At 65.0% G+C, this 25,077-nt stretch carries 26 protein-coding genes; 16 read left to right on the plus strand and 10 right to left on the minus strand.

What is annotated here, in order from left to right; translation table 11 throughout:
- Nucleotides 1-84 precede the first annotated feature (84 nt).
- Nucleotides 85-549 (plus strand): YHS domain-containing (seleno)protein, encoded by a 465-nt coding sequence (locus ACVISU_RS30390; protein ID WP_456709399.1) that lies wholly within the window; start codon nucleotides 85-87, stop codon nucleotides 547-549.
- On the opposite strand, the gene cysQ is transcribed toward ACVISU_RS30390, so the two are convergent.
- Complete coding sequence (gene cysQ, locus ACVISU_RS30395; protein ID WP_456709400.1) at nucleotides 550-1,380, minus strand: 3'(2'),5'-bisphosphate nucleotidase CysQ; 831 nt, start codon at nucleotides 1,378-1,380, stop codon at nucleotides 550-552.
- Between the two features lie 154 nt (nucleotides 1,381-1,534).
- Here cysQ and chpT point away from each other — a divergent pair, with 154 nt between their 5' ends.
- The 6 genes from chpT (at nucleotide 1,535) to ACVISU_RS30425 (ending at nucleotide 8,130) form a co-directional block, all read left to right on the plus strand.
- Nucleotides 1,535-2,182: a histidine phosphotransferase ChpT gene (gene chpT, locus ACVISU_RS30400; protein WP_456709401.1), complete on the plus strand. Its 648-nt coding sequence runs from the start codon at nucleotides 1,535-1,537 to the stop codon at nucleotides 2,180-2,182.
- A 202-nt stretch (nucleotides 2,183-2,384) separates the two neighbouring features.
- A complete protein-coding gene (locus tag ACVISU_RS30405; RefSeq protein WP_050400306.1) occupies nucleotides 2,385-5,105 on the plus strand; it encodes a chemotaxis protein CheW in 2,721 nt (906 codons plus the stop codon).
- Between the two features lie 22 nt (nucleotides 5,106-5,127).
- Nucleotides 5,128-5,598 carry a chemotaxis protein CheW gene (locus ACVISU_RS30410; protein ID WP_063695760.1) on the plus strand — a complete coding sequence of 157 codons (471 nt, stop codon included), beginning with the start codon at nucleotides 5,128-5,130 and terminating at the stop codon, nucleotides 5,596-5,598.
- Between the two features lie 63 nt (nucleotides 5,599-5,661).
- On the plus strand, nucleotides 5,662-6,027 hold the full coding sequence (locus ACVISU_RS30415) for a response regulator (protein ID WP_018273268.1): 366 nt from the start codon (nucleotides 5,662-5,664) through the stop codon (nucleotides 6,025-6,027).
- 76 nt (nucleotides 6,028-6,103) lie between these two features.
- Nucleotides 6,104-7,264: a protein-glutamate methylesterase/protein-glutamine glutaminase gene (locus ACVISU_RS30420; protein ID WP_050401134.1), complete on the plus strand. Its 1,161-nt coding sequence runs from the start codon at nucleotides 6,104-6,106 to the stop codon at nucleotides 7,262-7,264.
- Nucleotides 7,261-8,130, plus strand: coding sequence for a CheR family methyltransferase (locus tag ACVISU_RS30425; protein ID WP_456709402.1), 870 nt, complete (start codon nucleotides 7,261-7,263; stop codon nucleotides 8,128-8,130). Before ACVISU_RS30420 ends, ACVISU_RS30425 begins: the two co-directional genes overlap by 4 nt.
- 180 nt (nucleotides 8,131-8,310) lie before the next feature.
- On the opposite strand, the gene ACVISU_RS30430 is transcribed toward ACVISU_RS30425, so the two are convergent.
- Genes ACVISU_RS30430 through ACVISU_RS30440 form a run of 3 tightly spaced genes read right to left on the minus strand, consistent with a single transcriptional unit; the run spans nucleotide 8,311 to nucleotide 10,353 of the window.
- Nucleotides 8,311-9,468 carry a glutathionylspermidine synthase family protein gene (locus tag ACVISU_RS30430; protein ID WP_456709403.1) on the minus strand — a complete coding sequence of 386 codons (1,158 nt, stop codon included), beginning with the start codon at nucleotides 9,466-9,468 and terminating at the stop codon, nucleotides 8,311-8,313.
- A 42-nt stretch (nucleotides 9,469-9,510) separates the two neighbouring features.
- Nucleotides 9,511-9,933, minus strand: a complete 423-nt coding sequence (locus ACVISU_RS30435) for a hypothetical protein (protein ID WP_456709404.1) — start codon at nucleotides 9,931-9,933, stop codon at nucleotides 9,511-9,513.
- Between the two features lie 15 nt (nucleotides 9,934-9,948).
- Nucleotides 9,949-10,353 carry a DUF350 domain-containing protein gene (locus ACVISU_RS30440; protein ID WP_050401130.1) on the minus strand — a complete coding sequence of 135 codons (405 nt, stop codon included), beginning with the start codon at nucleotides 10,351-10,353 and terminating at the stop codon, nucleotides 9,949-9,951.
- Between the two features lie 212 nt (nucleotides 10,354-10,565).
- Between ACVISU_RS30440 and ACVISU_RS30445 the strand changes: the two genes are divergently transcribed.
- From ACVISU_RS30445 to ACVISU_RS30455, 3 genes are read left to right on the plus strand one after another with little or no spacing between them, the layout of a single operon-like run.
- Complete coding sequence (locus ACVISU_RS30445) at nucleotides 10,566-10,823, plus strand: hypothetical protein (protein WP_456709405.1); 258 nt, start codon at nucleotides 10,566-10,568, stop codon at nucleotides 10,821-10,823.
- Nucleotides 10,824-10,872: 49 nt separating this feature from the next.
- Nucleotides 10,873-12,060 carry a hypothetical protein gene (locus ACVISU_RS30450; protein ID WP_456709406.1) on the plus strand — a complete coding sequence of 396 codons (1,188 nt, stop codon included), beginning with the start codon at nucleotides 10,873-10,875 and terminating at the stop codon, nucleotides 12,058-12,060.
- A gap of 10 nt (nucleotides 12,061-12,070) precedes the next feature.
- Nucleotides 12,071-13,648 (plus strand): S53 family peptidase, encoded by a 1,578-nt coding sequence (locus ACVISU_RS30455; protein WP_456709407.1) that lies wholly within the window; start codon nucleotides 12,071-12,073, stop codon nucleotides 13,646-13,648.
- A 65-nt stretch (nucleotides 13,649-13,713) separates the two neighbouring features.
- On the opposite strand, the gene ctrA is transcribed toward ACVISU_RS30455, so the two are convergent.
- Complete coding sequence (ctrA, locus tag ACVISU_RS30460) at nucleotides 13,714-14,415, minus strand: response regulator transcription factor CtrA (protein ID WP_016848562.1); 702 nt, start codon at nucleotides 14,413-14,415, stop codon at nucleotides 13,714-13,716.
- Nucleotides 14,416-14,782: 367 nt separating this feature from the next.
- Here ctrA and fliI point away from each other — a divergent pair, with 367 nt between their 5' ends.
- The 4 genes from fliI (at nucleotide 14,783) to ACVISU_RS30480 (ending at nucleotide 18,371) form a co-directional block, all read left to right on the plus strand.
- Nucleotides 14,783-16,108, plus strand: coding sequence for a flagellar protein export ATPase FliI (gene fliI / locus ACVISU_RS30465; RefSeq protein ID WP_050401126.1), 1,326 nt, complete (start codon nucleotides 14,783-14,785; stop codon nucleotides 16,106-16,108).
- 108 nt (nucleotides 16,109-16,216) lie between these two features.
- Nucleotides 16,217-16,636, plus strand: coding sequence for a flagellar export protein FliJ (gene fliJ / locus ACVISU_RS30470; RefSeq protein ID WP_050401125.1), 420 nt, complete (start codon nucleotides 16,217-16,219; stop codon nucleotides 16,634-16,636).
- Between the two features lie 202 nt (nucleotides 16,637-16,838).
- The gene (locus ACVISU_RS30475) at nucleotides 16,839-17,384 is read left to right on the plus strand and encodes a sigma-70 family RNA polymerase sigma factor (RefSeq protein ID WP_456709408.1); all 546 of its coding nucleotides are present in this window, start codon (nucleotides 16,839-16,841) and stop codon (nucleotides 17,382-17,384) included.
- A 3-nt stretch (nucleotides 17,385-17,387) separates the two neighbouring features.
- Nucleotides 17,388-18,371 carry an anti-sigma factor gene (locus ACVISU_RS30480; RefSeq protein WP_050401123.1) on the plus strand — a complete coding sequence of 328 codons (984 nt, stop codon included), beginning with the start codon at nucleotides 17,388-17,390 and terminating at the stop codon, nucleotides 18,369-18,371.
- A gap of 295 nt (nucleotides 18,372-18,666) precedes the next feature.
- On the opposite strand, the gene ACVISU_RS30485 is transcribed toward ACVISU_RS30480, so the two are convergent.
- The 4 genes from ACVISU_RS30485 to ACVISU_RS30500 all read right to left on the minus strand — a co-directional run bounded on the left by ACVISU_RS30485 (nucleotide 18,667) and on the right by ACVISU_RS30500 (nucleotide 22,314).
- Nucleotides 18,667-18,867, minus strand: coding sequence for a hypothetical protein (locus ACVISU_RS30485; protein WP_050401122.1), 201 nt, complete (start codon nucleotides 18,865-18,867; stop codon nucleotides 18,667-18,669).
- Between the two features lie 408 nt (nucleotides 18,868-19,275).
- Nucleotides 19,276-21,408: a flagellar biosynthesis protein FlhA gene (gene flhA, locus ACVISU_RS30490; protein ID WP_050401121.1), complete on the minus strand. Its 2,133-nt coding sequence runs from the start codon at nucleotides 21,406-21,408 to the stop codon at nucleotides 19,276-19,278.
- A gap of 298 nt (nucleotides 21,409-21,706) precedes the next feature.
- Nucleotides 21,707-22,003, minus strand: a complete 297-nt coding sequence (locus ACVISU_RS30495) for a hypothetical protein (RefSeq protein ID WP_456709409.1) — start codon at nucleotides 22,001-22,003, stop codon at nucleotides 21,707-21,709.
- A gap of 101 nt (nucleotides 22,004-22,104) precedes the next feature.
- The gene (locus tag ACVISU_RS30500; RefSeq protein ID WP_456709410.1) at nucleotides 22,105-22,314 is read right to left on the minus strand and encodes a hypothetical protein; all 210 of its coding nucleotides are present in this window, start codon (nucleotides 22,312-22,314) and stop codon (nucleotides 22,105-22,107) included.
- A 266-nt stretch (nucleotides 22,315-22,580) separates the two neighbouring features.
- On the opposite strand from ACVISU_RS30500, the gene ACVISU_RS30505 reads away from it, so the two are divergent.
- Nucleotides 22,581-23,024 (plus strand): hypothetical protein, encoded by a 444-nt coding sequence (locus ACVISU_RS30505; protein WP_050401118.1) that lies wholly within the window; start codon nucleotides 22,581-22,583, stop codon nucleotides 23,022-23,024.
- Between the two features lie 143 nt (nucleotides 23,025-23,167).
- Nucleotides 23,168-24,367 carry an MFS transporter gene (locus ACVISU_RS30510; protein ID WP_456709411.1) on the plus strand — a complete coding sequence of 400 codons (1,200 nt, stop codon included), beginning with the start codon at nucleotides 23,168-23,170 and terminating at the stop codon, nucleotides 24,365-24,367.
- A gap of 4 nt (nucleotides 24,368-24,371) precedes the next feature.
- Here the strand turns inward: ACVISU_RS30510 and ACVISU_RS30515 are convergent, their stop codons facing one another.
- The gene (locus ACVISU_RS30515; RefSeq protein ID WP_456709412.1) at nucleotides 24,372-24,863 is read right to left on the minus strand and encodes a MarR family winged helix-turn-helix transcriptional regulator; all 492 of its coding nucleotides are present in this window, start codon (nucleotides 24,861-24,863) and stop codon (nucleotides 24,372-24,374) included.
- Nucleotides 24,864-25,077: the final 214 nt, after the last annotated feature.

Raw genomic sequence — 25,077 nt, forward strand, 5'->3', positions numbered from 1 at the left:
GCGCCCAGTGTCCCCTCGACTCGGATGTTATCGGTATCAACTATGACGGCACAACGGCAGGAAAGATATGGATCGTGCCGCGGCATGGCCTTTTTCGGCCTGTTGGCGGGCATTTTGACGGCTGTTTGGCTCCCTTTGCCTGTCGACGCCACCACGACCGAGCGTGTGGTGACCAACCGCTACTCCGGATTGGCGATCGAGGGATTCGATCCCGTCGCCTACTTCACCGATGCCGCCGCCACCCAGGGGCGGCCGGAATACGAGGCCGCCGAGAGCGGCGTGGTCTGGCGTTTCCGCAACGAAGGCAACCGCGCCTCGTTCGTGGCGCATCCCGAAATCTATGGTCCGCAGTTCGGCGGCTACGATCCGACCGACCTGGTGCGGGGCGTGACCTGCGCCGGCAATCCGAGATTCTGGGCTGTCGTCGGGAACAGGCTTTATCTGTTCAATCGTGAACACAGCCGCGACGCCTTCGCCGCCGATCCCGCGCGCTTCCTGAAGGAAGCCGCGGCGCGCTGGCCGGAGCTGGAAGAAAGTCTCGCGCAGTAATCACGCCGCTGCGGACGGGTCGCCCCACGCAATGAATTCGGGCACCAGAAAGTCCTCGCGGCCGAGCCCAAAATGCAATGGGCGCCCGCTCGAATCGGTCACCTTGCCGCCGGCGGCAACGACGACCGCGTGACCGGCCGCCACATCCCATTCGGACGTCGGCGATAGGCGCGGATAGATATCGACCTCGCCCTCGGCGACGCGGCCGAACTTGACGGCCGAGCCCAGCACGGCGCGCACCGCGCCGCCGCGTGCGTCGATGAAGGCTTCGGTGCGCGCATCGCCATGCGAGCGGCTGACCGCAACGGTCCAGGGCGCGCCGCGTGGCGGGCATGGACGGCTCTTGATCGGCATCGCCTGCGAAACGGTGCCGTCGTCCCGCAATGTCAATCGCTCGGCGCCCTTGCCGACGATGCCGCGCCAGATCAGCCCCAGCGCGGGCGCACCGATGATGCCGAGCAGCGGCACGCCGTGTGTGACCAGCGCCACATTGACGGTGAACTCGTTGCGGCCGGCGACGAACTCCTTGGTGCCGTCGAGCGGATCGATCAGGAAGAAGCTGTCCTTGTAGGGCGGCGTCGCCAGATGGACGCGCTCCTCCGAGAGCAGCGATATCCGCGGCGCAAGCCTTGCCAGCCCTTCGACGATAATCTGGTCGGCGGCCAGATCGGCCTCCGTGACCGGCGACCCGTCGCCCTTGCCGGCAACATGCATCGTGGAACGATTGACCGCAAGGATCGCCTGGCCGGCCTCGATCACCAGCTTGGTCAGTGATTCGAGCAGCGTCGCGGCGGCCTCGCAGCCAAGGGCGGGCGATCTTGCCTCATTCATGAGCGGGTCTCATATCAGCGGTCGCATATCCTGTTTGTGTTCCCTTATCAGCCCCGCCGCAAGCTGGCAGCATCCGTCTGCGCGGTGTATCAAGCCCACAGGCATGCGTGATTCGCACTCCTCCCGCGGCGTGCGGCTTTCCAGGAAACAATTGATGTCTGGCACTTCGTCTCCCGGTCCCGCTCCCGATGCACTCGAACTCGCGGCGCTGCTGTGCTCGCGGGTCTGTCACGATCTCATCAGTCCGGTCGGCGCGATCGTCAATGGGCTTGAGGTCCTTGACGACAATCCCAAGCCCGAAGACCGCGACTTCGCGCTCGACCTGATCCGCAAGAGCGCCAAGACCGCGTCGGCGCGGCTGCAGTTCTGCCGGCTGGCGTTCGGTGCCGCGGGTTCCTCCGGCGCGCAGATCGACCTCGGCGACGCCCAGAACATGGCGAAGGGGCATATCGAGGACGGCAAGGTGACGCTGAGCTGGAATTTGCCGCGGCTGCTGCTGCCCAAGAATCGCGTCAAGCTGCTGCTGAACATGCTGGTCATCGCGCAGCAGACCATTCCGCGCGGCGGCACGCTCACCATCGATCCGGTCGGTGAGGGTGAGACGATGAGCTTCCGCATCCTGGCCGCGGGCCTCAATGCGCGGGTGCCGCAGAACATCGTCGACCTGCTCAATGCAAGCTCGCCGAACACGGTCGATGCGCATGCGGTGCAGCCGCATTACACCCGCCTGTTGGCTGATGCCTGCGGGTTGAAAGTGACGCTCGCGCTCGACGGCGACAAGGTCATCATCGCGGCGTCCTGAACGGGGCCGCGGCAACATCCTTAAGCAAAGGTTACGACCGGCCGCGCGATCCGATCGTGCGGCCTTATCTCTTTGTTGATCCCGTTCTTTTCCAATTACTCAACCAAACTTAAACGCTTTGCGGAGAAGCTGACCTGAGTTCCGGCCGGCGCGTCGATGTCGCGCGCCGCAGCGTTTTCGGCGTTTTTCGAAGGTTGGTTTCATGGACGATCTGTTGCGCGAGTTCCTGACGGAGAGCAGCGAGAGCCTGGATACGGTCGACAACCAGCTGGTGCAATTCGAGCAGGATCCGAACAACGCGAAGATCCTGGATAACATTTTCCGGCTCGTGCACACGATCAAGGGGACCTGCGGCTTCCTCGGACTGCCGCGGCTGGAAGCGCTGGCGCATGCCGGCGAGACGTTGATGGGCAAATTCCGCGACGGCATGCCGGTGAAGGCGGAAGCCGTGACGCTGATCCTGTCCTCGATCGACCGCATCAAGGAGATCCTCGGCGGGCTCGAGGCGACCGAGGCCGAGCCCGAGGGCAACGACCGCGACCTGATCGATCAGCTCGAGGCGATGGTCGAGCACGGCATGGCGGCGATGGCGGCTGCTGAAAAAGATGTGCCTGTGGTCGAAGCGCCGCCGGTGCAGGCCGCGATGAGCGAAGGCACGCTGGTGGTGCAGACGCTGGAGCGTCCCTTACGTCCGGGCGAGGTCTCGCTCGACGAGCTCGAGCGCGCCTTCCGCGAGACCGAGATCGAAGTCGCAGCACCGACGCCGGTCGCCAAGCCCGTCGCCGCCGCGCCTGCTGCCCCCGCCGCCGAGCCGACGGAGGCTGCCAGGAAGCCGGCCCGCAAGGTCGCCACCGAGGATGTCCAGGAAGGCGACAAGATCGCCAACCAGTCGATCCGGGTCAACGTCGACACCCTCGAACACCTCATGACCATGGTCTCCGAGCTGGTGCTGACCCGCAACCAGCTGCTGGAGATCTCCCGCCGCAACGAGGACACCGAGTTCAAGGTGCCGCTGCAGCGGCTCTCCAATGTCACCGCCGAGCTGCAGGAAGGCGTCATGAAGACGCGGATGCAGCCGATCGGCAATGCCTGGCAGAAGCTGCCGCGCATCGTCCGCGACCTCTCCGGCGAACTCGGCAAGCAGATCGAGCTCGAGATGCACGGCGCCGACACCGAGCTCGACCGCCAGGTGCTCGACCTGATCAAGGATCCGTTGACGCACATGGTGCGCAACTCCGCCGATCACGGCCTGGAGACCACCGCCGAGCGTCTCGCCGCCGGCAAGGGAGAGCAGGGCACCATCCGCCTGTCCGCCTATCACGAGGGCGGCCACATCATCATCTGCATCGCCGACAATGGCCGCGGGCTCAACACCGAGCGGATCAAGGCCAAGGCGCTTCAGAACGGTCTCGTCACCGAGGCCGAGCTCGAGAAGATGACCGAGGCCCAGATCCACAAGTTCATCTTCGCGCCGGGCTTCTCGACCGCGGCGCAAGTCACCTCGGTGTCCGGCCGCGGCGTCGGCATGGACGTGGTGCGCACCAATATCGACCAGATCGGCGGCACCATCGACATCAAGAGCGTGGCCGGCGAGGGCGCTTCCGTCACCATCAAGATCCCGCTGACGCTTGCGATCGTCTCCGCCCTGATCGTGGAAGCCGGCGGCGACCGTTTTGCGATTCCGCAATTGTCCGTGGTCGAGCTGGTGCGGGCCCGCGCCAACTCCGAGCACCGCATCGAGCGGATCAAGGACACCGCCGTGCTGCGCCTGCGCAACAAGCTGCTGCCGCTGATCCATCTGAAGAAGCTGCTCAAGATCGACGACGGTGCGTCGACCGCCGATGCCGAGAACGGCTTCATCGTGGTGACGCAAGTCGGCAGCCAGACCTTCGGCATCGTGGTCGACGGCGTGTTCCACACCGAGGAGATCGTGGTCAAGCCGATGTCGACCAAGCTGCGGCACATCGACATGTTCTCCGGCAATACCATTCTGGGCGATGGCGCCGTGATCATGATCATCGATCCCAACGGGATCGCCAAGGCGCTCGGCGCGTCCGGCTCCTCGGCCCATGACATGGCCGACGACAATGCCAGCGCACATGCCAATAGCGGCGAGCAGCTGACCTCGCTGCTGGTGTTCCGCGCGGGCTCCTCGCAGCCCAAGGCGGTGCCGCTCGGCCTCGTCACCCGGCTGGAGGAGATCGCAACCGACAAGATCGAGCTCTCGAACGGCCGCTACATGGTGCAGTACCGCGAGCAGCTGATGCCGCTGGTGCAGATGGCCGGGGTCGAGGTGCAGACCCAGGGGGCGCAGCCGATCCTGGTGTTCGCCGACGACGGCCGCTCGATGGGGCTCGTGGTCGACGAGATCATCGACATCGTCGAGGAAAAGCTCAACATCGAGGTCGCAGGCTCCCAGGACGGCATTCTGGGCTCGGCCGTGATCAAGGGCCAGGCCACCGAGGTGATCGATGTCGGCCACTTCCTGCCGATGGCGTTCGCCGACTGGTTCTCGCGCAAGGAGATGCGCCCCTCGGCTAGCGCGCAGTCGGTGCTGCTGGTCGATGACAGCGCCTTCTTCCGCAACATGCTGGCGCCGGTCCTGAAGGCCGCCGGCTACAAGGTGCGGACCGCACCGAATGCCCAGGAAGGGCTCGCGGCGCTGCGCTCGGGGCAGGCGTTCGACGTCGTGCTGACCGACATCGAGATGCCCGAGATGAACGGCTTCGAGTTCGCCGAGAACATCCGAAGCGACCACAACCTGGTCGGGCTGCCGATCATCGCGCTGTCGGCGATGGTGTCGCCGGCGGCGATCGAGCGCGGCCGGCAGGCCGGCTTCCACGACTATGTCGCCAAGTTCGACCGTCCCGGGCTGATCGCGGCGCTGAAAGAGCAGACCGCCGAACTGCGCCGGGCGGCCTGAGCGGATGCAAGGAAACCAATCGATGACCAGCAAGACCGAGACCAGTGAGGGCGCGATGGCCGAATACGTCACCGCCGTGATCGGCGGGCAGCTGTTCGGGCTGCCGATCTCGCGGGTGCAGGACGTGTTCATGCCGGAGCGGCTGACGCGGGTGCCGCTGGCCTCCAGCGAGATCGCCGGCGTGCTCAATCTGCGCGGCCGCATCGTCACCGTGGTCGACATGCGCGCCCGGCTCGGGCTGCCGAAGGCCGACGACGGCCAGTTGCCGATGGCGGTCGGCGTCGACCAGCGCGGCGAATCCTATGGCCTTTTGATCGACCAGATCGGCGAGGTGTTGCGGCTGCCCGACGACGGCCGCGAGGACAACCCGGTCAACCTCGATCCCCGCATGGCCAAGCTCGCCGGCGGCGTCCACCGCCTCGACGGCCAGCTCATGGTCGTCCTCGATATCGATCGCGTGCTCGAACTGGTGCCTGATGCCAAGGCGGCCTGAGACGGGCCGATAGAACAGAAGAACTGAAACATCCCGCCGGGGATGAGGAAGTAGAGGTCGCAGATGAGAACGTGTCTTGTTGTCGATGACTCCAGCGTCATCCGCAAGGTCGCCCGCCGTATCCTGGAAGGGCTCGATTTCCAGATCGTCGAAGCCGAGGACGGCGCCAAGGCGCTCGAAGCCTGCAAGCGCGCGATGCCCGAGGCCGTGCTGCTCGACTGGAACATGCCTGTGATGGACGGCTACGAGTTTCTCGGCAATCTCCGCCGCATGCCCGGCGGCGATCAGCCCAAGGTCGTGTTCTGCACCACAGAGAACGATGTCGCGCATATCGCACGCGCGCTGCATGCCGGCGCCAACGAATACATCATGAAGCCGTTCGACCGGGACATCGTCACCGCGAAGTTCCAGGAGGTCGGGCTAATCTAAATTCTACCTTCGATCCGGCGGCAGAAGCCTTCGGCTCAACGGTTGTTGTGCGTCGTGTTGCGTCGCTGGTGAAGTCATGAGTGTTGCGTTGACAAGTACTGTGGTCCCGACATCGACCCGATCCGACAAGGTGCGGGTGATGGTCGTTGACGATTCCGTGGTCATCCGCGGGATGATCTCGCGCTGGATCGGCGCCGAGCCGGACATGGAGGTCGTGGCCTCGCTGCGCACCGGCCTCGATGCCGTCAACCAGCTCGAGCGCTTCAACCCCGACGTTGCGGTGCTCGATATCGAGATGCCCGACCTCGACGGCATCTCGGCGCTGCCGCAGCTCCTGGCCAAGAAGCGCGACCTCGTCATCATCATGGCCTCGACGCTGACCCGCCGCAACGCGGAGATCAGCCTGAAGGCGCTCTCGCTCGGCGCGTCCGATTACATTCCGAAGCCTGAGAGCACGCGCGAGGCCACCGCCGCGGAAACCTTCCGCCACGACCTGATCCAGAAGATCCGTCATCTCGGCGCCAAGGCGCGGCGCAGCACGGTGCACACCACGGCGAGCCCGCCGCTCGCGCCCGGACATGACAAGCCGCGCACGGGGCTGGCCCCCGCCGCAGCACCCGCCCAGGTCGCGCGCCGTTCGTTCGGCCTGCTGCAGCCGAAGGTGCTGCTGATCGGCTCCTCCACCGGCGGCCCCCAGGCGCTGATGTCGCTGGTCGCAGAGATCGGCCCCGTGATCGATCGCGTGCCGGTGCTGATCACCCAGCACATGCCGCCGACCTTCACCACCATTCTTGCCGAGCACCTGGCGCGCACCAGCAAGCGGCCAGCGCATGAGGGGATCGACGGCGAGACCATCAAGCCGGGCCAGATCTATCTGGCGCCGGGCGGACGCCATATGCGCATCGTCCGCCACGGCATCGATGCCACGATCGCGCTCGATGACGGGCCGCCGGTCAATTTCTGCAAGCCCGCGGTAGATCCGATGTTCACCTCCGCGATCGATGTCTGGCAGGGCAGCATCATGTCGGTGATCCTGACCGGCATGGGCTCCGACGGCATGCGCGGCGGCAAGGACATCGTCGCCGCCGGCGGCAGCGTGATCGCCCAGGACGAAGCGAGCAGCGTGGTGTGGGGCATGCCCGGTGCCGCGGTCCATGCCGGCATCTGCGCAGCCGTGCTGCCGCTCAATCAGATCGCACCGAAGCTCGTTCGCGTGTTTGCGGGAGACCGTTCGTGACGCCGCTGGACTACGAGTATCTGCGTAAGCTGCTGAAGGAACGTTCCGGTCTCGATCTGTCGGCCGACAAGCAATATCTCGTCGAGAGCCGCCTGTTGCCCCTGGCGCGCAGATCGAACCTCGCCGGCATTCCCGAACTCGTCCAGAAGATAAAGGGCGGCGCCGAGATGCTGACGTCGGAGGTGGTCGAGGCGATGACCACCAACGAGACCTTCTTCTTTCGCGACAAGATCCCGTTCGACCATCTGAAAGAAGCGGTGCTGCCGGCGCTGGCGCAGGCTCGTGCCGCGCGCCGCAGCTTGCGGGTCTGGTGCGCGGCCTCGTCGACCGGGCAGGAGCCGTATTCGATCGCGATGCTGCTGAAGGAGATGACCGCGCTGTTCGCCGGCTGGCGCATCGAGATCATCGCCACCGACCTGTCGCAGGCGGTGCTGGAAAAGTCCAAGGCCGGCCTGTTCAGCCAGTTCGAGGTGCAGCGCGGGCTGCCGATCCAGCTGCTGGTCAAGCACTTCGTGCAGCAGGGCGAGCTCTGGCAGCTCAACGCCGATATCCGCGGCATGGTGCAGCACCGCCAGCTCAATCTGCTGCAGGACATTTCGCATCTCGGCACCTTCGACGTGATCTTCTGCCGCAACGTGCTGATCTATTTCGATCAGCAGACCAAGGCATCGATCTTCGGCAAGATCTCCCGGATGCTCGAGCCCGACGGCGTGCTGGCGCTCGGTGCGGCGGAATCCGTGGTCGGCATCACCAATCTGTTCAGGCCCTATCCGGACCGCCGCGGGCTCTATCAGCCCAGCACCGCGCCCGTCGCGCGCGCCGGCGCCGCGCATGTGCTGAAGGCGGTCGCGTCCGCTGCTCGTTGAGCAGAATGCGCTGAGGCGGCGTCCGCTTTCTCCGTGTCATTGCGAGCGAAGCGAAGCAATCCATTCCGCCGCGAGCGAAGAAATGGATTGCTTCGTCGCTATCGCTCCTCGCAATGACGGCGATGCAAAGTCCATCTTCTCGGGATGACGGGGTGAAGACGCGCGCTTGCGTCAACGCCGCTACAAAATCGCGTGCGGCAGGAAGCGCGAAGTGTTGCCGGTGATCGGGTTCTCGTCCTCTCGGATCGAGAGCCCGCAGGGCGTGTGGTCGACCAGCCAGCTGCCGACCACCGGGTACTGCCCGGAGAAATTCGACAGCGGCGCGAGCGCCTGCTGGATGAAGCCCTCGGCGCCGTAGGGGCCTTGCTCCGCGACCAGCGTGATGCCGGCGCTGACCAGTTCGACATTGGCGCCCTCACGCGAATAGATCGGCTTGCGCACGAACGAGGTGCCGAGCTGCGCGGCCTGCGGGTCGTCCTCGAAATAGGCCGGCAGCAGGTTGGGATGATTTGGGAACATTTCCCACAACAGCGGCAGGATGCCCTTGTTGGAGAGGATCGCCTTCCACGGCGGCTCGATCCATTGCGTCGGTGCCGTCGAAAGGTTCTTGCCGAACGCGTCGTGGAACATCCACTCCCATGGATAGAGCTTGAACGCGAGCGCGATCGGGCGTTCGTCGAGGTCGACGAACTGGCCGTCATTGCGCAGCCCGATCTGTTCGATGTCGAGTAGCGTCGTCTTCAGCCCGGCCTGCGCCGCGGTATCCTCGAGATAGGCGAGCGTGCCGGCGTCCTCGGAATTGCCGGTCAGTCCGGTGAGATGCAGCGGGCGGGTCGCGCCGATCGTCTTCCAGGCCGCGATCAACGCTTCGTGGATCGAGTTGAACTGGTCGGCGCGCTTCGGGATGATGTTGCGTTCGATTGCCTGTTCGAGCCAGGTCCATTGGAACACCGCGGCCTCGAAGATCGACGTCGGCGTGTCGGCATTGTATTCGAGCAGCTTGGCTGGGCCGCTGCCGCTGAATTTGAGGTCGAGCCGGCCGTAGAGGCTCGGCTCCTTGCGGCGCCAACTCGCCGCGATCATATCCCAAAACGCTTCCGGTATCTTCAGCCGGCGCAGATAGCGTTCATCCTTGACCGCACGCCCGGCGAGTTCGAGGCACATCGCGTCGATCTCGCCGGTCGGCGCCTCGATATCGCGCTCGATCTCGTCGAGCGTGAAGCCGTAATAGGCGCGCTCGTCCCAGTAACGTTCGCCGTCGATGGTGTGGAAGGTGAAGCCGGCGCTTTCGGCGGTCGCCTGCCAATCGTCGCGCTCGGAACATGCGATGCGTTGCATAAGGGAGTCCGTGATCTTCAGACGATGCGTGTCAGCTCGGTGTCAGCCGCCGCCGAAGCCGAACGCATGCGCGAACGAGCCGAAGCCGCCGCGGCTGACCGACGAAGTTGACGATGAACCCGACGAGGATGAAGAGCCGCCGGACGAGGAACTGCTGCTGTAGAAGCTGCTGCGCGACGAGCCGCCGCCTCCACCGCTGCCGCCCGATCCGGATGACGAACTGCGCGGCGCGCAGTCGGCGCCGGGCTGCACGGGGGCCGGCGCGGTCACGCCCGGAGGCGTCGGTGGGATGGGCTGGCAATTCTGCCGCGGCATCAGCGCATAGGCGCCGCCGCCGACCGCGAGCGTGCCCATCACCAGCAGCGCGACATGGTTGGAGCGTTTGGAAGGCGGTTCCAATCGCGGCGGTACCGCCGGCACCACCGGCCGCCGCTTGCCGAATTCCGGGTTCGGTTTGCGCGCCATGGTCAGCTCAATCGCTCAGTAGATCATGCAGGCCGCGTTCAGCGCGCCTGCGGCCAGCGAGGACAGCCCGAGCCAGATCGCCGCCGCCATCTCGCCGGAGGCGATCCGCGCCGACAGGTTCGGCACCGGGATCTTGACGATGTAGAAGACGATGATCTGCACGATCAGCGCGATGATGCTCCAGATCATGCAGTCGATCACATTGGCCGAATGCGCGATGGCGCTGACAACAGGCAGCACGAAGCCGAGCAGGCTGAGGCCGAGCGCAATCGCCGCCGCCGGATCGTTGTCGCGGATCAGCTGGAATTCGTCATGTGGGGTGACGCGTGTGTAGACGAAGAGGTAGGCGACCACGGCGATCAGCGCTGTGCAGAAATAGACCAGGAACGCCGGCAGGCCGGCGAGGGATTGCAGGATCATGTGATGCGCCCGAACAGCCCTAGATGGTCATCCTATAGCTGATTGGTCGCGGTTCGCGAAGCTTCGGTTCGATTTGAGCTGTGGGCTGGCCGCCGACCGCCGGCAGAAAATTGCTGCGCGGCGGTGTGAGCCGCTTCACAGCGGTTTCAGCGATAGTCGCCTATACGATATGCAACCAGAAGTGCATGTCGCGAATGGGCTCGGTGATCCCGATGACGACCAGCTTTGGCAACGACATCCTGCCGATGTTTCGACCGGGCGACATCGCCTGCATGACGCCGAAGGGCATTCGGCTCGGCGACGCCGACTGGATCTGCGACCCGGCCGGCAATGATGACTTTGCCGATCATGCCAACGCACGCCGCGTCTTCGCTGCACTGTCGTCCGGCTTCATGCCGCCCGGTCACCGATGGTCGCAGGACGCGCTCGATACCTATGCGAGCTGGATGGGGGACGGCTTCCAACCTTGAACGGATTGCAACCTTGAACCCCAACCTTGAATCCAATGTGGAGAGCAAGATGAGAAGATCGATCGACACGCTGCTCGTCTGTGGTCTGCTGGTGCTTCTCGGGCTTCCGGCTGCGGCGCAATCGCCGCCGAACCCTGCGATGAGCGCGCCGGATCAGGTCGCCTGGCAGCTCTTCATCCAGGCCAACACCCGCGCCGGCGGCAGCAATTCGACGTTCGAGACCTGGGCGAGCGATACCGATCTGTTCCAGCCCAATCCGCAGTTCCCGGCCGCAGCGACGCCGCCGTCGCTGCGGCCGCCGATCCTGCCGCAGGTGGCGCGCGAAGGCGTGCAGCAGAGCGGCGGATTGTTGCCGGCGCTGCCGCCGGGCGCCGCACAGGGGCAGATGGAGGAAACGCGTCACAACAAGCCGACGTTCGATTTCATCGTGCAGAACAATCTCTACAAGCGCTCGGGCGTGAAGGCCGCCTTCGGCAAGCAGCTGTCGTTCCCGGTCGATTCGATCGAGGTGAAGGGCAATTGGATGCCGGTCAGCGACATTCCGCAATTCACCAACAACAAGGTGACGGTGGCGCAGGTGCCGCAGCTCTATCACGTCAACAGCGCGGCCGGCGTGCAGTACGCCCTGGTCTCGATGCATGTCATTAGCAAGCAGGTGCCGAACTGGACCTGGGCGACGTTCGAGCACCGTTTCAATCCGGGCCGCTGCGACATCATCGGTTGCCGCGATAATTTCGGCGTGCAGACCGCATTCGTGCCGTCGAACCGGATCGCCGGCCAGGGCTATCCGGATTGCGTGAAGACGGCCGCACTGACCGCGATGCTGTCGAGCGCGGATATCGATCCCGTCTACAACAACTACTGCCTGAAGGGATCACAGGCCGATTTCGTCGACAACGTCGGGCTCGACATCAGGGTCGGCAATTCCGTCACCGAGGACGGCTTCGTCGCGACGTCGTCCTGCATCACCTGTCACGGACGAGCGGCCTTCAAGGCCGACGGCACGCCGGCCTCGCAGGCGGGATTCCTGTCGTTCGGTCCGAATGGCCCGGTCGCTCCGCTCGGGCCGCTGCTGCCGGAATGGTACTGGAAGTTCTCGGGCCAGCCGCCGATCTTCGAAGGCAAGCCGGGCCTCACGCGCATCGCAACGGCTGCGGACTTCGTGTGGTCGATCCCGTTCTGCGCCTACGACGATACGCAAACTCCGGTACAGCCGACGCCATGTAGCGGCAAGTGAGATCGCAGCGATGGCGGGCGCCTCCGAGCGCAGGGTTCCGCTAGCCGGCAGCAACCGCGCCGCGCCCGTCGGTGCGACGCTGGTCGGCGATGTCGATCCCGATGAGCGGATCCCCATCGTGGTCTATGTGAAGCGGCGCACCCCCGACAAGTTTGCGCCGGGCAGCGCCGGTGATCTTGCCCGGCTCGCCGGGCCGATCACGCGGCACCAGCTCGCGACGGAGCGTCACCGCAGCCATGCCCGCGCCATCGCCCGCGTGGTGCGGCTGGCGGCCGAGCGAGGCTTGACCGTCGGCCGCAGCGATCCGGTCGCGCGCACGGTCGAGCTGCAAGGCACCGCGCGGCAGATGGTCGAGATCTTCGGCGCGACGCTGCGCACCTACCACGACGGCGAGCGCACGTTTCGCGCCCGCGTCGGCGGCCTGACGGTGCCGGCCGAGATCGCGCCATGGACCCGCGCCATTCTCGGCTTCGATCAGCGGCCGCTGCGGACCAGGACGCCGCTTGTGAGGGCCGAGGCCGACACGGGCAGCGGCAGCGGACTGTGGCCGACTGACGTCGCGGCGCTCTACGGCATTCCGCTCGATCGCGACGTGTCGTCGATCTGCGTCGGCGTCATCGCGCTCGGTGGCGGCTATCTCGCGAGCGATCTCGCCATGGCGGTGGCCGGCATGGACCGGCCGCCGCCGGTGGTCGTCAACGTGCCGCCGGCCGGCAATGATGGCAGCTTCGGCAGCAACGATGTCGCCGATCAGGAGATCGCGCTCGATCTCCAGGTGCTCGCCGGCCTGCTGCCGAAGGGCAAGATCGCGGTCTACTTTGCCGAGAACTCCGCCGCCGGTCTCACCGGCGCGATCCATCAGGCGGTGTTCGATGAGAAGCACGCGCCGCAGGTAATCTCCGTCAGCTGGGGTAGCGCCGAGAAATACTGGACCGAGCCGGGGCGCGACGCGATGCAGGCGGTGCTGGCCGATGCCGCGCGGCTGCGGGTCAGCGTGCTGTTCGCCTCGGGTGATCAGCTCGCGACCAGCGGCCTGACCGACGGCAAAGTCCATGTCTGGTTTCCCGCCTCGAGCCCTTATGCGACGAGCTGCGGCGGCACCCAGCCCGTGGGCAATGGGGCGGCCGCCGCGGAGGCGGTCTGGAACGCCGGCGCGGTCGGCACCGGCGGCGGCATCAGCGACGCGTTTCCCGTCCCCGACTATCAGTTGCATGTGACGCTGCCGGAATCGCAGAACGACGGCGCCATCAGGCGCGGCGTGCCCGATGTCGCCTGCGCGGCGTCGGCGAGCCCGGGCTACCGCATCATCGTCAACGGACAGGCGATGGCGATGAGCGGGACCAGCGCCGCGACGCCGCTATGGGCCGCGCTGGTCGCAATGGCCGTCGCCGCGCGCGGCGAGCAGATCGGCTTGCTCAACGCGGCGCTGTATTCCAACCCTGGCGCGTTCCGTGCGGTCGTGCAGGGCAATAACCGCGTCGGCGGCAGGGGTTACGATGCCGGCCCCGGTTGGAACGCCTGCACCGGGCTCGGCGTTCCGAAGGGCGCGGATCTGCTTGCCGCCTTGACCGCGATCCCGGTGGCGTAATTTCTCAAACAAAAACCCCGCCATTTGCGGCGGGGTCCAGGAGGTTTGCTGTAGAAAGCGAAGCGTCAGGCGGGAATGCGCTCGTCGGCCTCGTGCGGCTCGCGCAGCACGTAGCCGCGGCCCCACACGGTCTCGATGAAATTGCGGCCCTCGGAGGCGTTGGCGAGCTTCTTGCGGAGCTTGCAGATGAAGACGTCGATGATCTTCAGCTCCGGCTCATCCATGCCGCCGTAGAGATGGTTGAGGAACATTTCCTTGGTGAGCGTGGTGCCCTTGCGGAGCGAGAGCAGCTCCAGCATCTGGTATTCCTTGCCGGTGAGGTGGACGCGCTGACCGCCGACCTCGACCGTCTTGGTGTCCAGATTGACCACGAGATCGCCGGTCTGGATCACCGACTGGGCGTGACCCTTGGAGCGGCGCACGATCGCGTGGATGCGGGCGACCAGCTCGTCCTTGTGGAAGGGTTTGGTCATGTAGTCGTCGGCGCCGACGCCGAGACCCTTGACCTTGTCCTCGATGCCGGCGAGGCCGGAGAGGATCAGAATGGGAGTCTTGATCTTCGAAACCCGGAGCTGCTTGAGCACGTCGTAGCCGGACATGTCGGGCAGGTTGAGGTCGAGCAGGATGATGTCGTAGTCGTAAAGCTTGCCGAGGTCGACGCCTTCTTCACCGAGATCCGTCGTGTAGACGTTGAAACTCTCGGATTTGAGCATCAATTCGATCGACTGCGCGACGGCGCTATCATCTTCAATCAGCAAAACGCGCATGCCAGTCCCCTATAGTCGCCGCTCCGGGCGTCAGGTCGGCCGCACTTGCGGCACTCACAAAACGCCTTTGAACAACTGATTCGGATCCTGACGAGATATGGTTAACAAAAACTGATTCCTCGACGCAAGCTCTAACCGTGCAATTTTTGTCGAATCGCCCTAAGATATTGCGTAGAAGAAGCTTTTCCTAACCGCGCTCGTTCAGTTTCCACATTAAGAGCCGGGCCTAACCGACTCTCGCGACTCGCCCTTCTTCTGATGGGCGAGCGACCTCAGTCACCAAAGACAGTGACGCAATGATTAATGATGCGGGTAAACACGAAGTTAAGCGGCCGGAGCAAAATTGCCGAAACTTAAGGTTTTCGCAATGAAGGCACTCGCGGAGCAGATCGGCGACATCGACGGCGTCAATATTTATGGCCGCGTGGTCGGCGTCCGCGGGCTGATGGTCGAGATCGCCGGTCCCATTCATGCGATGTCGGTCGGCGCGCGCATCGTGATCGACGTCGGCGCCGGCCGCTCCATCCCGGCCGAGGTGATCGGCTTCTCCGGCGAGAACGCTGTGGTGATGCCGTTCGGCGGGCTCGAGGGCGTCAGGCGCGGCTGCCGCGCCGTGATCGCCAACGCGGCGAGCCAGGTGCGGCCGTCGCCGGCCTGGCTCGGCCGCGTCGTCAACGCGATGGGCGAACCGATCGACGGCAAGGGGCCGCTGGTCCAGGGCGCTTCGCCGATGTCCTACCGCAACTCGCCGCCCCCGGCACATTCGCGCAAGCGTGTGGGCCCGCCGCTCGACCTCGGCGTGCGCGGTCTCAATACTTTCCTGACCTGCTGCCGCGGCCAGCGGCTCGGCATCTTCGCCGGCTCCGGTGTCGGCAAGTCGGTGCTGCTGTCGATGCTGGCTCGCAATGTCGATGCCGCGATCTCGGTGATCGGGCTGATCGGCGAACGCGGCCGCGAGGTGCAGGAATTCCTCCAGGAGGATCTCGGCGAGGAGGGGCTGGCGCGCTCGGTCGTGGTGGTCGCCACCTCGGACGAGCCGGCGCTGATGCGGCGCCAGGCGGCCTACCTCACGCTCGCCATTGCGGAATATTTCCGCGACGAGGACCAGGACGTGCTGTGCCTGATGGATTCGGTGACGCGCTTTGCGATGGCGCAGCGCGAGATCGGGCTCTCGGCGGGCGAGCCGCCGACCGCCAAGGGCTACACGCCGACCGTGTTCACCGAACTGCCGAAGCTGCTCGAGCGGGCAGGGCCGGGCACCGGCGAGGGCACCATCACCGCGATCTTCACCGTGCTGGTCGACGGCGACGACCACAACGAGCCGATCGCTGACGCGGTGCGCGGCATCCTCGACGGCCACATCGTGATGCAGCGGGCGATCGCCGAGCGCGGCCGCTACCCCGCGGTCAACATCCTCAAGTCGGTTTCCCGCACCATGCCGCGGTCCGCCGACCCTGAGTTCCTGCCCTTCATCAACAAGGCGCGGCAGGTGATGGCGACCTATGCCGACATGGAGGAACTGATCCGGCTCGGCGCCTACCGGCCGGGCTCCAGCCCGGAGGTCGACGAGGCGATCCGGCTGCACGAGCCGCTGGAGGCCTTCCTGCGCCAGGCCAAGGACGAAGCGACCAGTCTGGGCGACGGCTACCGGCAACTCGCTCAAATCCTGTCGGGTTTGGAAACGGAACGCTAACTTTGTCAGGCCATCATCCCCGGCACACCATAGCTATGCCGGCGGGGCCCAGCGGGGAGCCGGTTCTGTCCCGCGTTCAGAATTGGGACTTCTGGGGAGTATGAGTCGATGAAGTCACGTGAAACGCTGATCCGCCTGAAGAAGTTTCAGGTCGATGAAAAGCGCCGTCGGGTTACCCAGATCGAAGGCATGATCGCCGACTTCCAGCGCATGTCCGTCGAGCTCGAGCGCGAGATCCAGACCGAGCAGGAGCGCGCCGGGATCAACGATCCCTCGCACTTCGCCTATCCGACCTACGCCAAGGCCGCGATCCAGCGCCGCGAGAACCTGACCCGTTCGGCCGACGAACTGCGTACCCAGCTCGACGACGCCAAGGCGCTGCTGTCGGAAGCATTCGAGGAGCTGAAGAAGGTCGAGCTGCTCGACGAGCGCGACCAGGCGCGCGAACGCGCGGAGGAGAGTGCCCGTGAGCAAGCCGACATGGATTCGATCGGCCTGATGCGGGCCCGGCTCGGCGTCATCGCCTGAACCTCGCTTCCTCCGCTGACCAGATTGCGAGCCCGGGCCGATCACCCGGGCTTTTTGCTGGGCGCCTGTCCACAAGCCCGCCGTCTGTCGACCACTTGGCGGATCGTGGTGTCCCAAAATATGCTACCACCGGTCCGGACCAGATGATGATCGGCAGCGGTGGCAATGAGGCGGTGGGGGATGCAGGCTCGGAGGGCGCTGAATGCTGACGCCGGCTGAGCTCGTCTGGCTGATCGCCGCCGTCGCGAAGGGGGATCAGGCCGCCTTCGAGCGGCTGTACGCCGCGACCCGGGCGAAACTCTTTGGCGTCGTGCTCCGTATCTTGCGGCGTCAGGACCTCGCCGAGGAGGTCATTCAGGAGGCTTACGTCAAGGTCTGGAACAGCGCCGGGCAGTTCAATCCGGCCCTGTCTTCGCCGATCACATGGATGACGTCGATTGCGCGCAACCGCGCCATCGATGTCGTGCGCAAGCGAGGCGAGACCTCGCTGGAAGAAGAGCCGGCCGCGATGGAAGTCGCCGCCGACCAGCCCGATCCGCTGGCGCGGCGGGAAATGACGGAAGAGTTGAAGCGGTTGCTGGAGTGCGTCGGTCGTCTGGAGCCCGATCGTCAGAAGCTCGTGCTGCTCGCCTATTACAACGGCTGGAGCCGCGAGCAGCTCGCCGCAAAGTTCGAGACACCGGTGAATACGGTGAAGACCTGGCTGCGCCGCAGCCTGATGGATATCCGGGAGTGTCTTGGACTCTGATTGATGGCCTATAGCGAAGACCATATCGCGCTCGCCGCGGAATATGCGCTCGGTACCCTCGATGCCGACGAGCGTACGCAGGTCGAGACCATGATGGCCGTCGACAACGAGTTCGCAGCCCTCGTGCAGGCCTGGGAGTTCAGGCTCGGGACGCTGAACCAGATGGTCGGCCTCGTCGAGCCGCGTCCGGTGGTCTGGGAGAACATCAAGGCGGCGATCGGCCATGCCGGCCCGCCGCAGGCGCCGCTGGTGCTGCCTGAGACGCCGGCCGCGACGGTGACGCCGCCGCCTGCGCCGACGACCGACGATCCCGAATTCGGCTCGGCGTTCGATCCGGAGCCGCCGCCGTCAGCCGGGATGCCGCAGTCAGCCGAGCCTAGGCGGCTGCCCGAGCTCCGGCAGCCACGGGTCGTCTTCGACGAGCGCAACGTGACCGCGCTTTCGAACCGCGTGAAGCGCTGGCGCGGCATCGCCTCGGCCGCGACCGCGATCGCGGCCGCGCTGCTGGTGACACTCGGATTGCAGATCTACCGGCCCGACGCCTTGCCGAACGCGATCCGGCCGAAGCCGCGCATCCAGACCGTCGAAGTGAAGACGCCGGCGCCGGCGCTCGCGCCGTCGGCGCAATATGTCGCGCTGCTGCAGGGGCCGAATGGCGGGCCAGCCTTCATCATGACCATCGATGGCGCGACCAAGAATTTCACGGTGCGCAAGGTCGACGCCGCGTCCGAGCCCGGCAAGAGCTTCGAGCTCTGGCTGATCTCCGACAGACTGCCGCAGCCGCGCTCGCTCGGCGTGATCGGCGCCGATGATTTCACTGCGCGCCCGGTGCTGTCGGGCTACGATCCCGATGTAATCAACGGCGCGACCTACGCGGTGACGGTCGAGCAGGCCGGCGGTTCGCCGAACGGCCAGCCGACCTCGGCGCCGATCTTCACCGGCAAGCTGATCGAGACCGTGCCGGGCGCGTCGGGGTCGCCGCGATAGGCGCGAACTCAATATTCCATTGTAGCCCGTCATTGCGAGGAGCGTCAGCGACGAAGCAATCCATCCTTCCGCATGCTCGGTGACAATGGATTGCTTCGCTTCGCTCGCAATGACGTGGATGGAGTTTGTGCGTTTCAGGGTGTGACTTCGCGCAGCTCATCCGCAAAAAAGAAAACGCCCGTGGGGAGCGGGCGTTTTCGATAGTCAACTTGGGGGTAGTTGAGGGTCTTAAATATCCACGTGGCGACTTTGGGGGGCTGTAAAGAACACCACGTGAATTCGTGAAACTCTCCTGTTAGCGGACCAGCGACGTGCCCGAACTAGTGATCGCGACCGGCTTGCCAGCCTTCATGACCCGCGCCGTCTGCGTGTAACCATCATCCGACGAGTTATGTGCCGCGATGCCAAAGCCCGCGACCAGGATACCGGCGAACAACGCCACGACCACAATCTTCAGGTGCGTCATACGATCGGCGCTGTAGATCGAGTGGTTCATGGAAGTCTCCTGCCGCCTTCCTGCTCTCGCTAAATCTGTCGGTTCGGTTTGCTGTCCGGTTCAACGTCTCGTGCCCCACTAACGTAGGATTTCCCGATTCCGTTCCCCAGAGGTCATCACAAGGGCGTGATGATACGTGATCAATCGCGATCAAAAGCTGCCTTCAGCTTCCAAAGCCAACATTAACTGCGCGTAATATCAGTAACTTGCTAAGTATCCGGATCATGTTACCCGATAAAGGGCCGTTCCGGACAGTTTCACATAAATCAGTTGCCTGTGGCGAGAAAGCACAGGCGAAAACGCAAGTGATTTGCGACGGCTAGAGCGATTTTGAGTGAAGCCTATCCCGCACTTGATGCGGGATGGACGCCGGGTTCGCGTGAAGAAAACGCGTCCAGACAAGAAGCCCTACACGCTGCCGACGGTCTTCAGCCGGGCCCGCGGATGGATCTCGGCCTGCGACAAAACGGTGGTCTGCGAGCGGAACCGTTCCACCAGAGAGCGAACGAACGGCCGGATCGCCGCCGATGTCACCAGTACCGGCGCCTCGCCTTCGCGCGCCGCCTGCTCGAAGGCGTTGCGCACGGCCGTCATGAATTCCGACAGCTTCGAGGGCTGCATCGCCAGGCTGCGGTCGTCGCCGGTGCCGACGATCGATTCGGCAAACGCCTGCTCCCAGCGCGCCGACAGCGCGATCAGCGGCAGGTAGCCGTTCGGCGAGGTGTTCTGGGCGCAGATCTGGCGCGCCAGCCGGGCGCGGACGTGCTCGACCATGGTGGCCGGATTGCGCGAGAACGCCAGCGCGTCGGCGATGCCCTCGAGGATGGTCGAGAGGTCGCGGATCGAGATCCGCTCGGCGAGCAGCAATTGCAGCACGCGCTGGATGCCCGACACCGTGACCTGGCTCGGGACGATGTCCTTGATCAACTCGCCCTGCTCCTTCGGCAGGTCCTTCAAGAGCTTCTGCACCTCGCCGTAGGACAGCAAGTCCGACATGTTGGTCTTCAGCAGCTCGGTCAGGTGCGTCGACAGCACGGTCGCGGCGTCGACCACGGTGTAGCCCTTCAGCGCGGCCTCTTCCTTCAGGCCGGCGTCGACCCATGTCGCGGGCAGGCCGAAGGTCGGCTCGATGGTGTGGATGCCGGGCAGCTGCACTTGGTTGCCGGCGGGATCCATGACCATGAACTGGCTCGGCCAGATCTTGCCGGTGCCGGCGTCGACTTCCTTGATTTTGATGGCGTAGCTGTTGGCCTCGAGCTGCACATTGTCGAGGATGCGCACCGCCGGCATCACGAAACCCATCTCGATCGCGAGCGAACGGCGCAGCGCCTTGATCTGCTCGGTGAGGCGATCGGTGCCGTCGGGGCCGTTGACCAGCGGCAGCAGCGCATAGCCGAGCTCGATCTTGAGGTCGTCGATCTTCAGCGCGGCGGCGATCGGCTCCTCCGCGGCGGCAGCGGCGGCGGCCGCGGCTGCAGCGGGGGCGGCGGCCGCTGCCGTTTCGGCCGCCTTGGCCGCGCGCTTCTGGTTGCGGGCATTCCAGGCCAGCGCCGCGGCGCCAGAGCCCAGCGCCAGGAACGGCAATGTCGGAATGCCCGGCAGCAGCGCCAGCACCAGCATGACGCCGGCCGACATACCGAGCGCCTGCGGATAGCCGGATAGCTGGCGCATCAGCGCCTTGTCGGCGGCGCCGGTGATGCCGGCCTTGGAAACCAGGAGGCCGGCGGCGGTCGAGACGATCAGCGCGGGCACCTGGGTGACGAGGCCGTCGCCCACCGTCAGCACGGTGTAGGTGCGGGCGGCTTCGCCGAAGGAGAGGCCCTGCTGGGCGACGCCGATGATGATGCCGCCGACGATGTTGATGCCGACGATCAGGAGGCCGGCGATGGCGTCGCCGCGGACGAATTTCGAGGCACCGTCCATCGCGCCGAAGAAGCCGCTCTCGTCTTCCAGCGCCTTGCGGCGCTCCTTGGCGGCCTTCTCGTCGATCAGGCCGGCGGACAGGTCGGCGTCGATCGCCATCTGCTTGCCGGGCATCGAGTCCAGCTGGAAGCGTGCCGCGACTTCGGCGATACGGCCCGAACCCTTGGTGATGACCACGAAGTTCACGATCACCAGGATCGCGAACACGATGATGCCGATCACGAAGTTGCCGCCCATCACGAAGTTGCCGAACGCCTCGATGACGTGGCCGGCGGCCGCGGTGCCCTCGTGGCCGTGGCTCAGGATCAGGCGGGTCGAGGCCATGTTCAGCGACAGCCGCAGCATGGTCGAGATCAGCAGGATGGTCGGAAACGACGAGAATTCCAGCGGCGCCTGGATGAACAGCGAGGTCATCAGGATCAGGATCGAGACAGTGATCGAGACCGCCAAAAACAGGTCGAGCACGATCGCGGGCAGCGGCAGGATCAGCACCACCAGGATGGTGAGGACGCCGAGCGCCAGCGCGAGATCGCCGCGCTTGAGGATGTCGCCGATCTCGCCGAGACCAGGCAATCCGCCTTTGCCTGCCGTGCCTTGCCCCGCCGTGACGTCGACCATGGTAGCCGCTCTCCCCCGCGACTGGCGGCTACGGCCGCCAAGCGTCTGCGCGACGGCCGCAGGGCCGCCGTTCCGAAAGTGAGGCACCGCGCTGGCGTTCACGGGGATCTCCGCCCGTTAGACGCGTTCGACGACACTCGACTTCACTCGGCAATTCTTGCCGGGTGTATGGTTAGCAAAGGGTTAATAAATGCCGTCCAGGGGCCGCGCGGGACGTCGCAGGCTTCAGGTCACTGGGATTTTGGGCCAGGAGGGGCGGGACCCGTCCGGCGGTTCCGGGCGCGGGTGTCACCGGCCTCTATCGGAGCGCACCGAGCACGGTGCCCGATGCTGCGATGATGCCGAGCCCGATGACCCTGGCGCGCCACAGCAATTGCCGCCGGGCGGCGCGCCGATCGTGGAAGGCCAGCCAGTCGTGGACAAAGCCGGCAGGGATGTCGAACACGACTGCCGCCTGATCGCGATAGTGCGTCTCATGCTCGCAATACATCGTCCGGACCGTCGGCACGCCCAGCCGCTCGAGCTCGCAATGCCATTCCCAGGCATGCTTGCCGTTCGTCCAGCGATTTTCGAAAGGGATCACGTGTGATTCCATGACGAGCCTCCTGGCCCACCGTTGAACCTCACGTGGCAATCCTAGCTCAATCTACCGAGCGGCGCGAGATCGGCGTTGGCCTGGAGCCGGTCATGGCCGCCTTAATTGGCGGACTGCACCCATCTGCGCCAATGCGTCGGCTGGATGTCGAGAGGCTTGCTGCTGGCATGGTCGACCCACGCAGTGCCGTCGCGGTGGCAGGGGAACATGAGCGCGTGAACCATGCCGTCATAGTCGAGGACGCAGACCTCGAGCTCCCGGTCCGACGGCGCTGACGCAACGGGTAACCATTCTGCTGACAACGAATGCATGACGATCCTCCGGCAGTGTGCGCTTCGATCCGGCTACCTTGCGAGCTGCGCGCCATCCGACGGGATGATAGGTCCGGACGGCAAGCCGCCAATGTGAACCGGCTCGCATTGTAGCAGTTTTTCTCGTCAGGATGGATCGCGGCTCGACGGGCGATATTCCCGGTCGGGTGGACTGCGATTCCCGCGGCGCACAACGCAGATTGAACTTTAGCGGCCCGGTCCCCGACGAAACGCCAGCAACGCCACTCAGCCGCCAGAGGCCATCCATGACCAATCAGGCAGGTCGAACCGTGACGGCAGGATTTGCTGCCGCAATTGCGCTGCTGTCGCTGCCGGCATCGGCCGCAACGCTGCCGGACGACCGCGCCTGGATGATCCGCATGATCGCCTGCAAGGGTAACGGTGTCCTGATGGAGGTCTACCTGCCGCAATCGGTGGTCTTCGCGCCGCATGGCGGCATGGCCGCAGGCAAGACGGCGGATGGCTACTACACGCTCGATCTGACCGAGCTCAACAAGGGCAAGGATCTCGAGCCGGTGCACGTGACGATGAGCGCGGACAAGAAATTCGTCACCGTCGACCAGTACACGCGCGGCTTGCCGCCGACGCGCATACCGGTTGGCGGTGGCACCGTGGACTTCGACCACCGCTTTGGCCTCGATGCGAAGTGCGGTCCGTTCCAGGCACAGGATCCGAACTACGGCAATTGAGGCGCGTCACGCATCGGTGGGTTCGGCGCGTCCCCTTGTTGGTGCATGCCTAATCTCTCGGCAACGCGCTTGACCTCGAGGCAAATGCCGACGAAGTTCCACGTGCCGTGGTAATTTCTTCTGAATATTCCCCCGAAACCGCATTGTTCATTCCGGACTCGCGCCGGGCATGGCTGCGCCTCGGCGTCGCCGTCGTCATCGGCTCGCTCGGCAGCGTCGGCATGTGGTCGGTGGTGGTGGCGCTGCCAGCGGTGCAGACCGACTTCGGCGCGACGCGCGGAACGGCCTCGCTCGCCTTCACGATGGTGATGCTCGGCTTCGGCATCGGCCAGGTCGTGACCGGCAAGATCAGCGATCGCTTCGGCATCGTCGCCGCGATCGGCGCCGGGATCGGCATTCTCGGTCTCGGCTATATCGGCGCCGGCTACGCGCCGTCGGTCTGGGCCTTCATCCTGCTGCATTTCGCGATCGGCCTGTCGTCGGCTGCGACCTTCGGTCCGCTGATGGCGGAGGCCTCGCACTGGTTCGAGCGCTACCGTGGCCTTGCGGTCGCGATCGCCGCGAGCGGCAATTACATCGGTGGTACGGTGTGGCCGCCGCTGGTCAATTTCGGCATCCAGAGCGTCGGCTGGCGCACCACCCACATCGTGATCGGCATTTTCACCGCGGTCGCGATGATGCTTGCACTCATGTTGCTGCGCTTGTTGATGGGGGCGGCCGTCAGGCGCAACCATGTCAACGCGGCGCCGCCGCGGGTCGACATGCGGCTCTCCACCAATGCGCTGACCGCGATCCTGTCGCTCGCATCAATCGCGTGCTGCGTGGCGATGGCGATGCCGCAGGTCCACATCGTCGCCTATTGCGGCGATCTCGGCTACGGTGTGGCGCGCGGCGCCGAGATGCTGTCGCTGATGCTCGGCTTCGGCATCATCAGCCGAATCGGCTCCGGCTTCCTCGCCGACCGGATCGGCGGCATCCGCACGCTCTTGATCGGCTCGATCGCGCAGGGCACAGCGCTGCTGTTCTATCTGTTCTTCGACAGCCTGAGCTCGCTCTACATCATCTCGGCGATGTTCGGCCTGTTCCAGGGCGGCATCGTGCCGAGCTACGCCATCATCGTGCGGGAGGCGATGCCGGCGTCGGAGGCTGCGACCCGGATCGGCATCGTGATCTTCGCCTCGGTGTTCGGCATGTCGTTCGGCGGCTGGATCTCCGGCGTGATCTTCGACGCCACCGGCTCCTACGCCGCTGCCTTCACCAATGGTCTCGCCTGGAACCTGCTCAATGTCAGCATCATGCTGCTGCTCCTGATGCGGGCGCGGCAGCGGCTCGCCATCGCCTGATCCATTAAAGATCGAGCGAGATCCGCGCGATCGCCTTTTCCAGGCGGTTCTTGATGGAGTCCATCTTGCCGGTGAGTTGCTGCAGCTCGCGCAGGTCGAGTTCGGCATAGACGAACTCGTTCAACTCCTTGCGCTGCGCGGACAGGTTCGCCATTTGCTTCTTCGCATGCTCGGTCAGCGACAGGTTCACGACCCGGGCATCCTCGGTCGAATTTTTGCGGCGCAGCAGGTTCTTCTTCTCGAGCAGCTTCGACTGCGTCACCACAAACGACTGATCGACGCGCAGCGCCCGCGAAACCGCGCCGACCGGCAGGCCGACGCTGCGGTCCTCGGCGTTCGCCAGCACCGTCATGATCATCCATTGCGGTCCGGTGACCCCGATCATCTTGGCCCAGATGCTGCGCAACTCGTCGAGTCGGATGCTGGTCGACACGATCTCCCAAGCCAAACGTTCAGCCGCGTCCTGCACTTTGTCGGTCGATCTGCGCTCGCTCATGGCGTTCCTTAACAAAAATTCATCTTCACCTATATCGGGCGATTTTTGAAGCTGGCCTGACAAAAATGTTCGTCGATGCGTTGCCTGAATGACACATGGGTGCGCAAACATATGGTGACTAACTAATATAAGTTGAATATGTGACTACCCGATTGCATTGTTCCCCGTCGTAGATGGGGGGCATCCACCATCTCACGCCTGCAGTGGCCGAGTT

The organism is Bradyrhizobium sp. USDA 4452 (assembly GCF_054063575.1).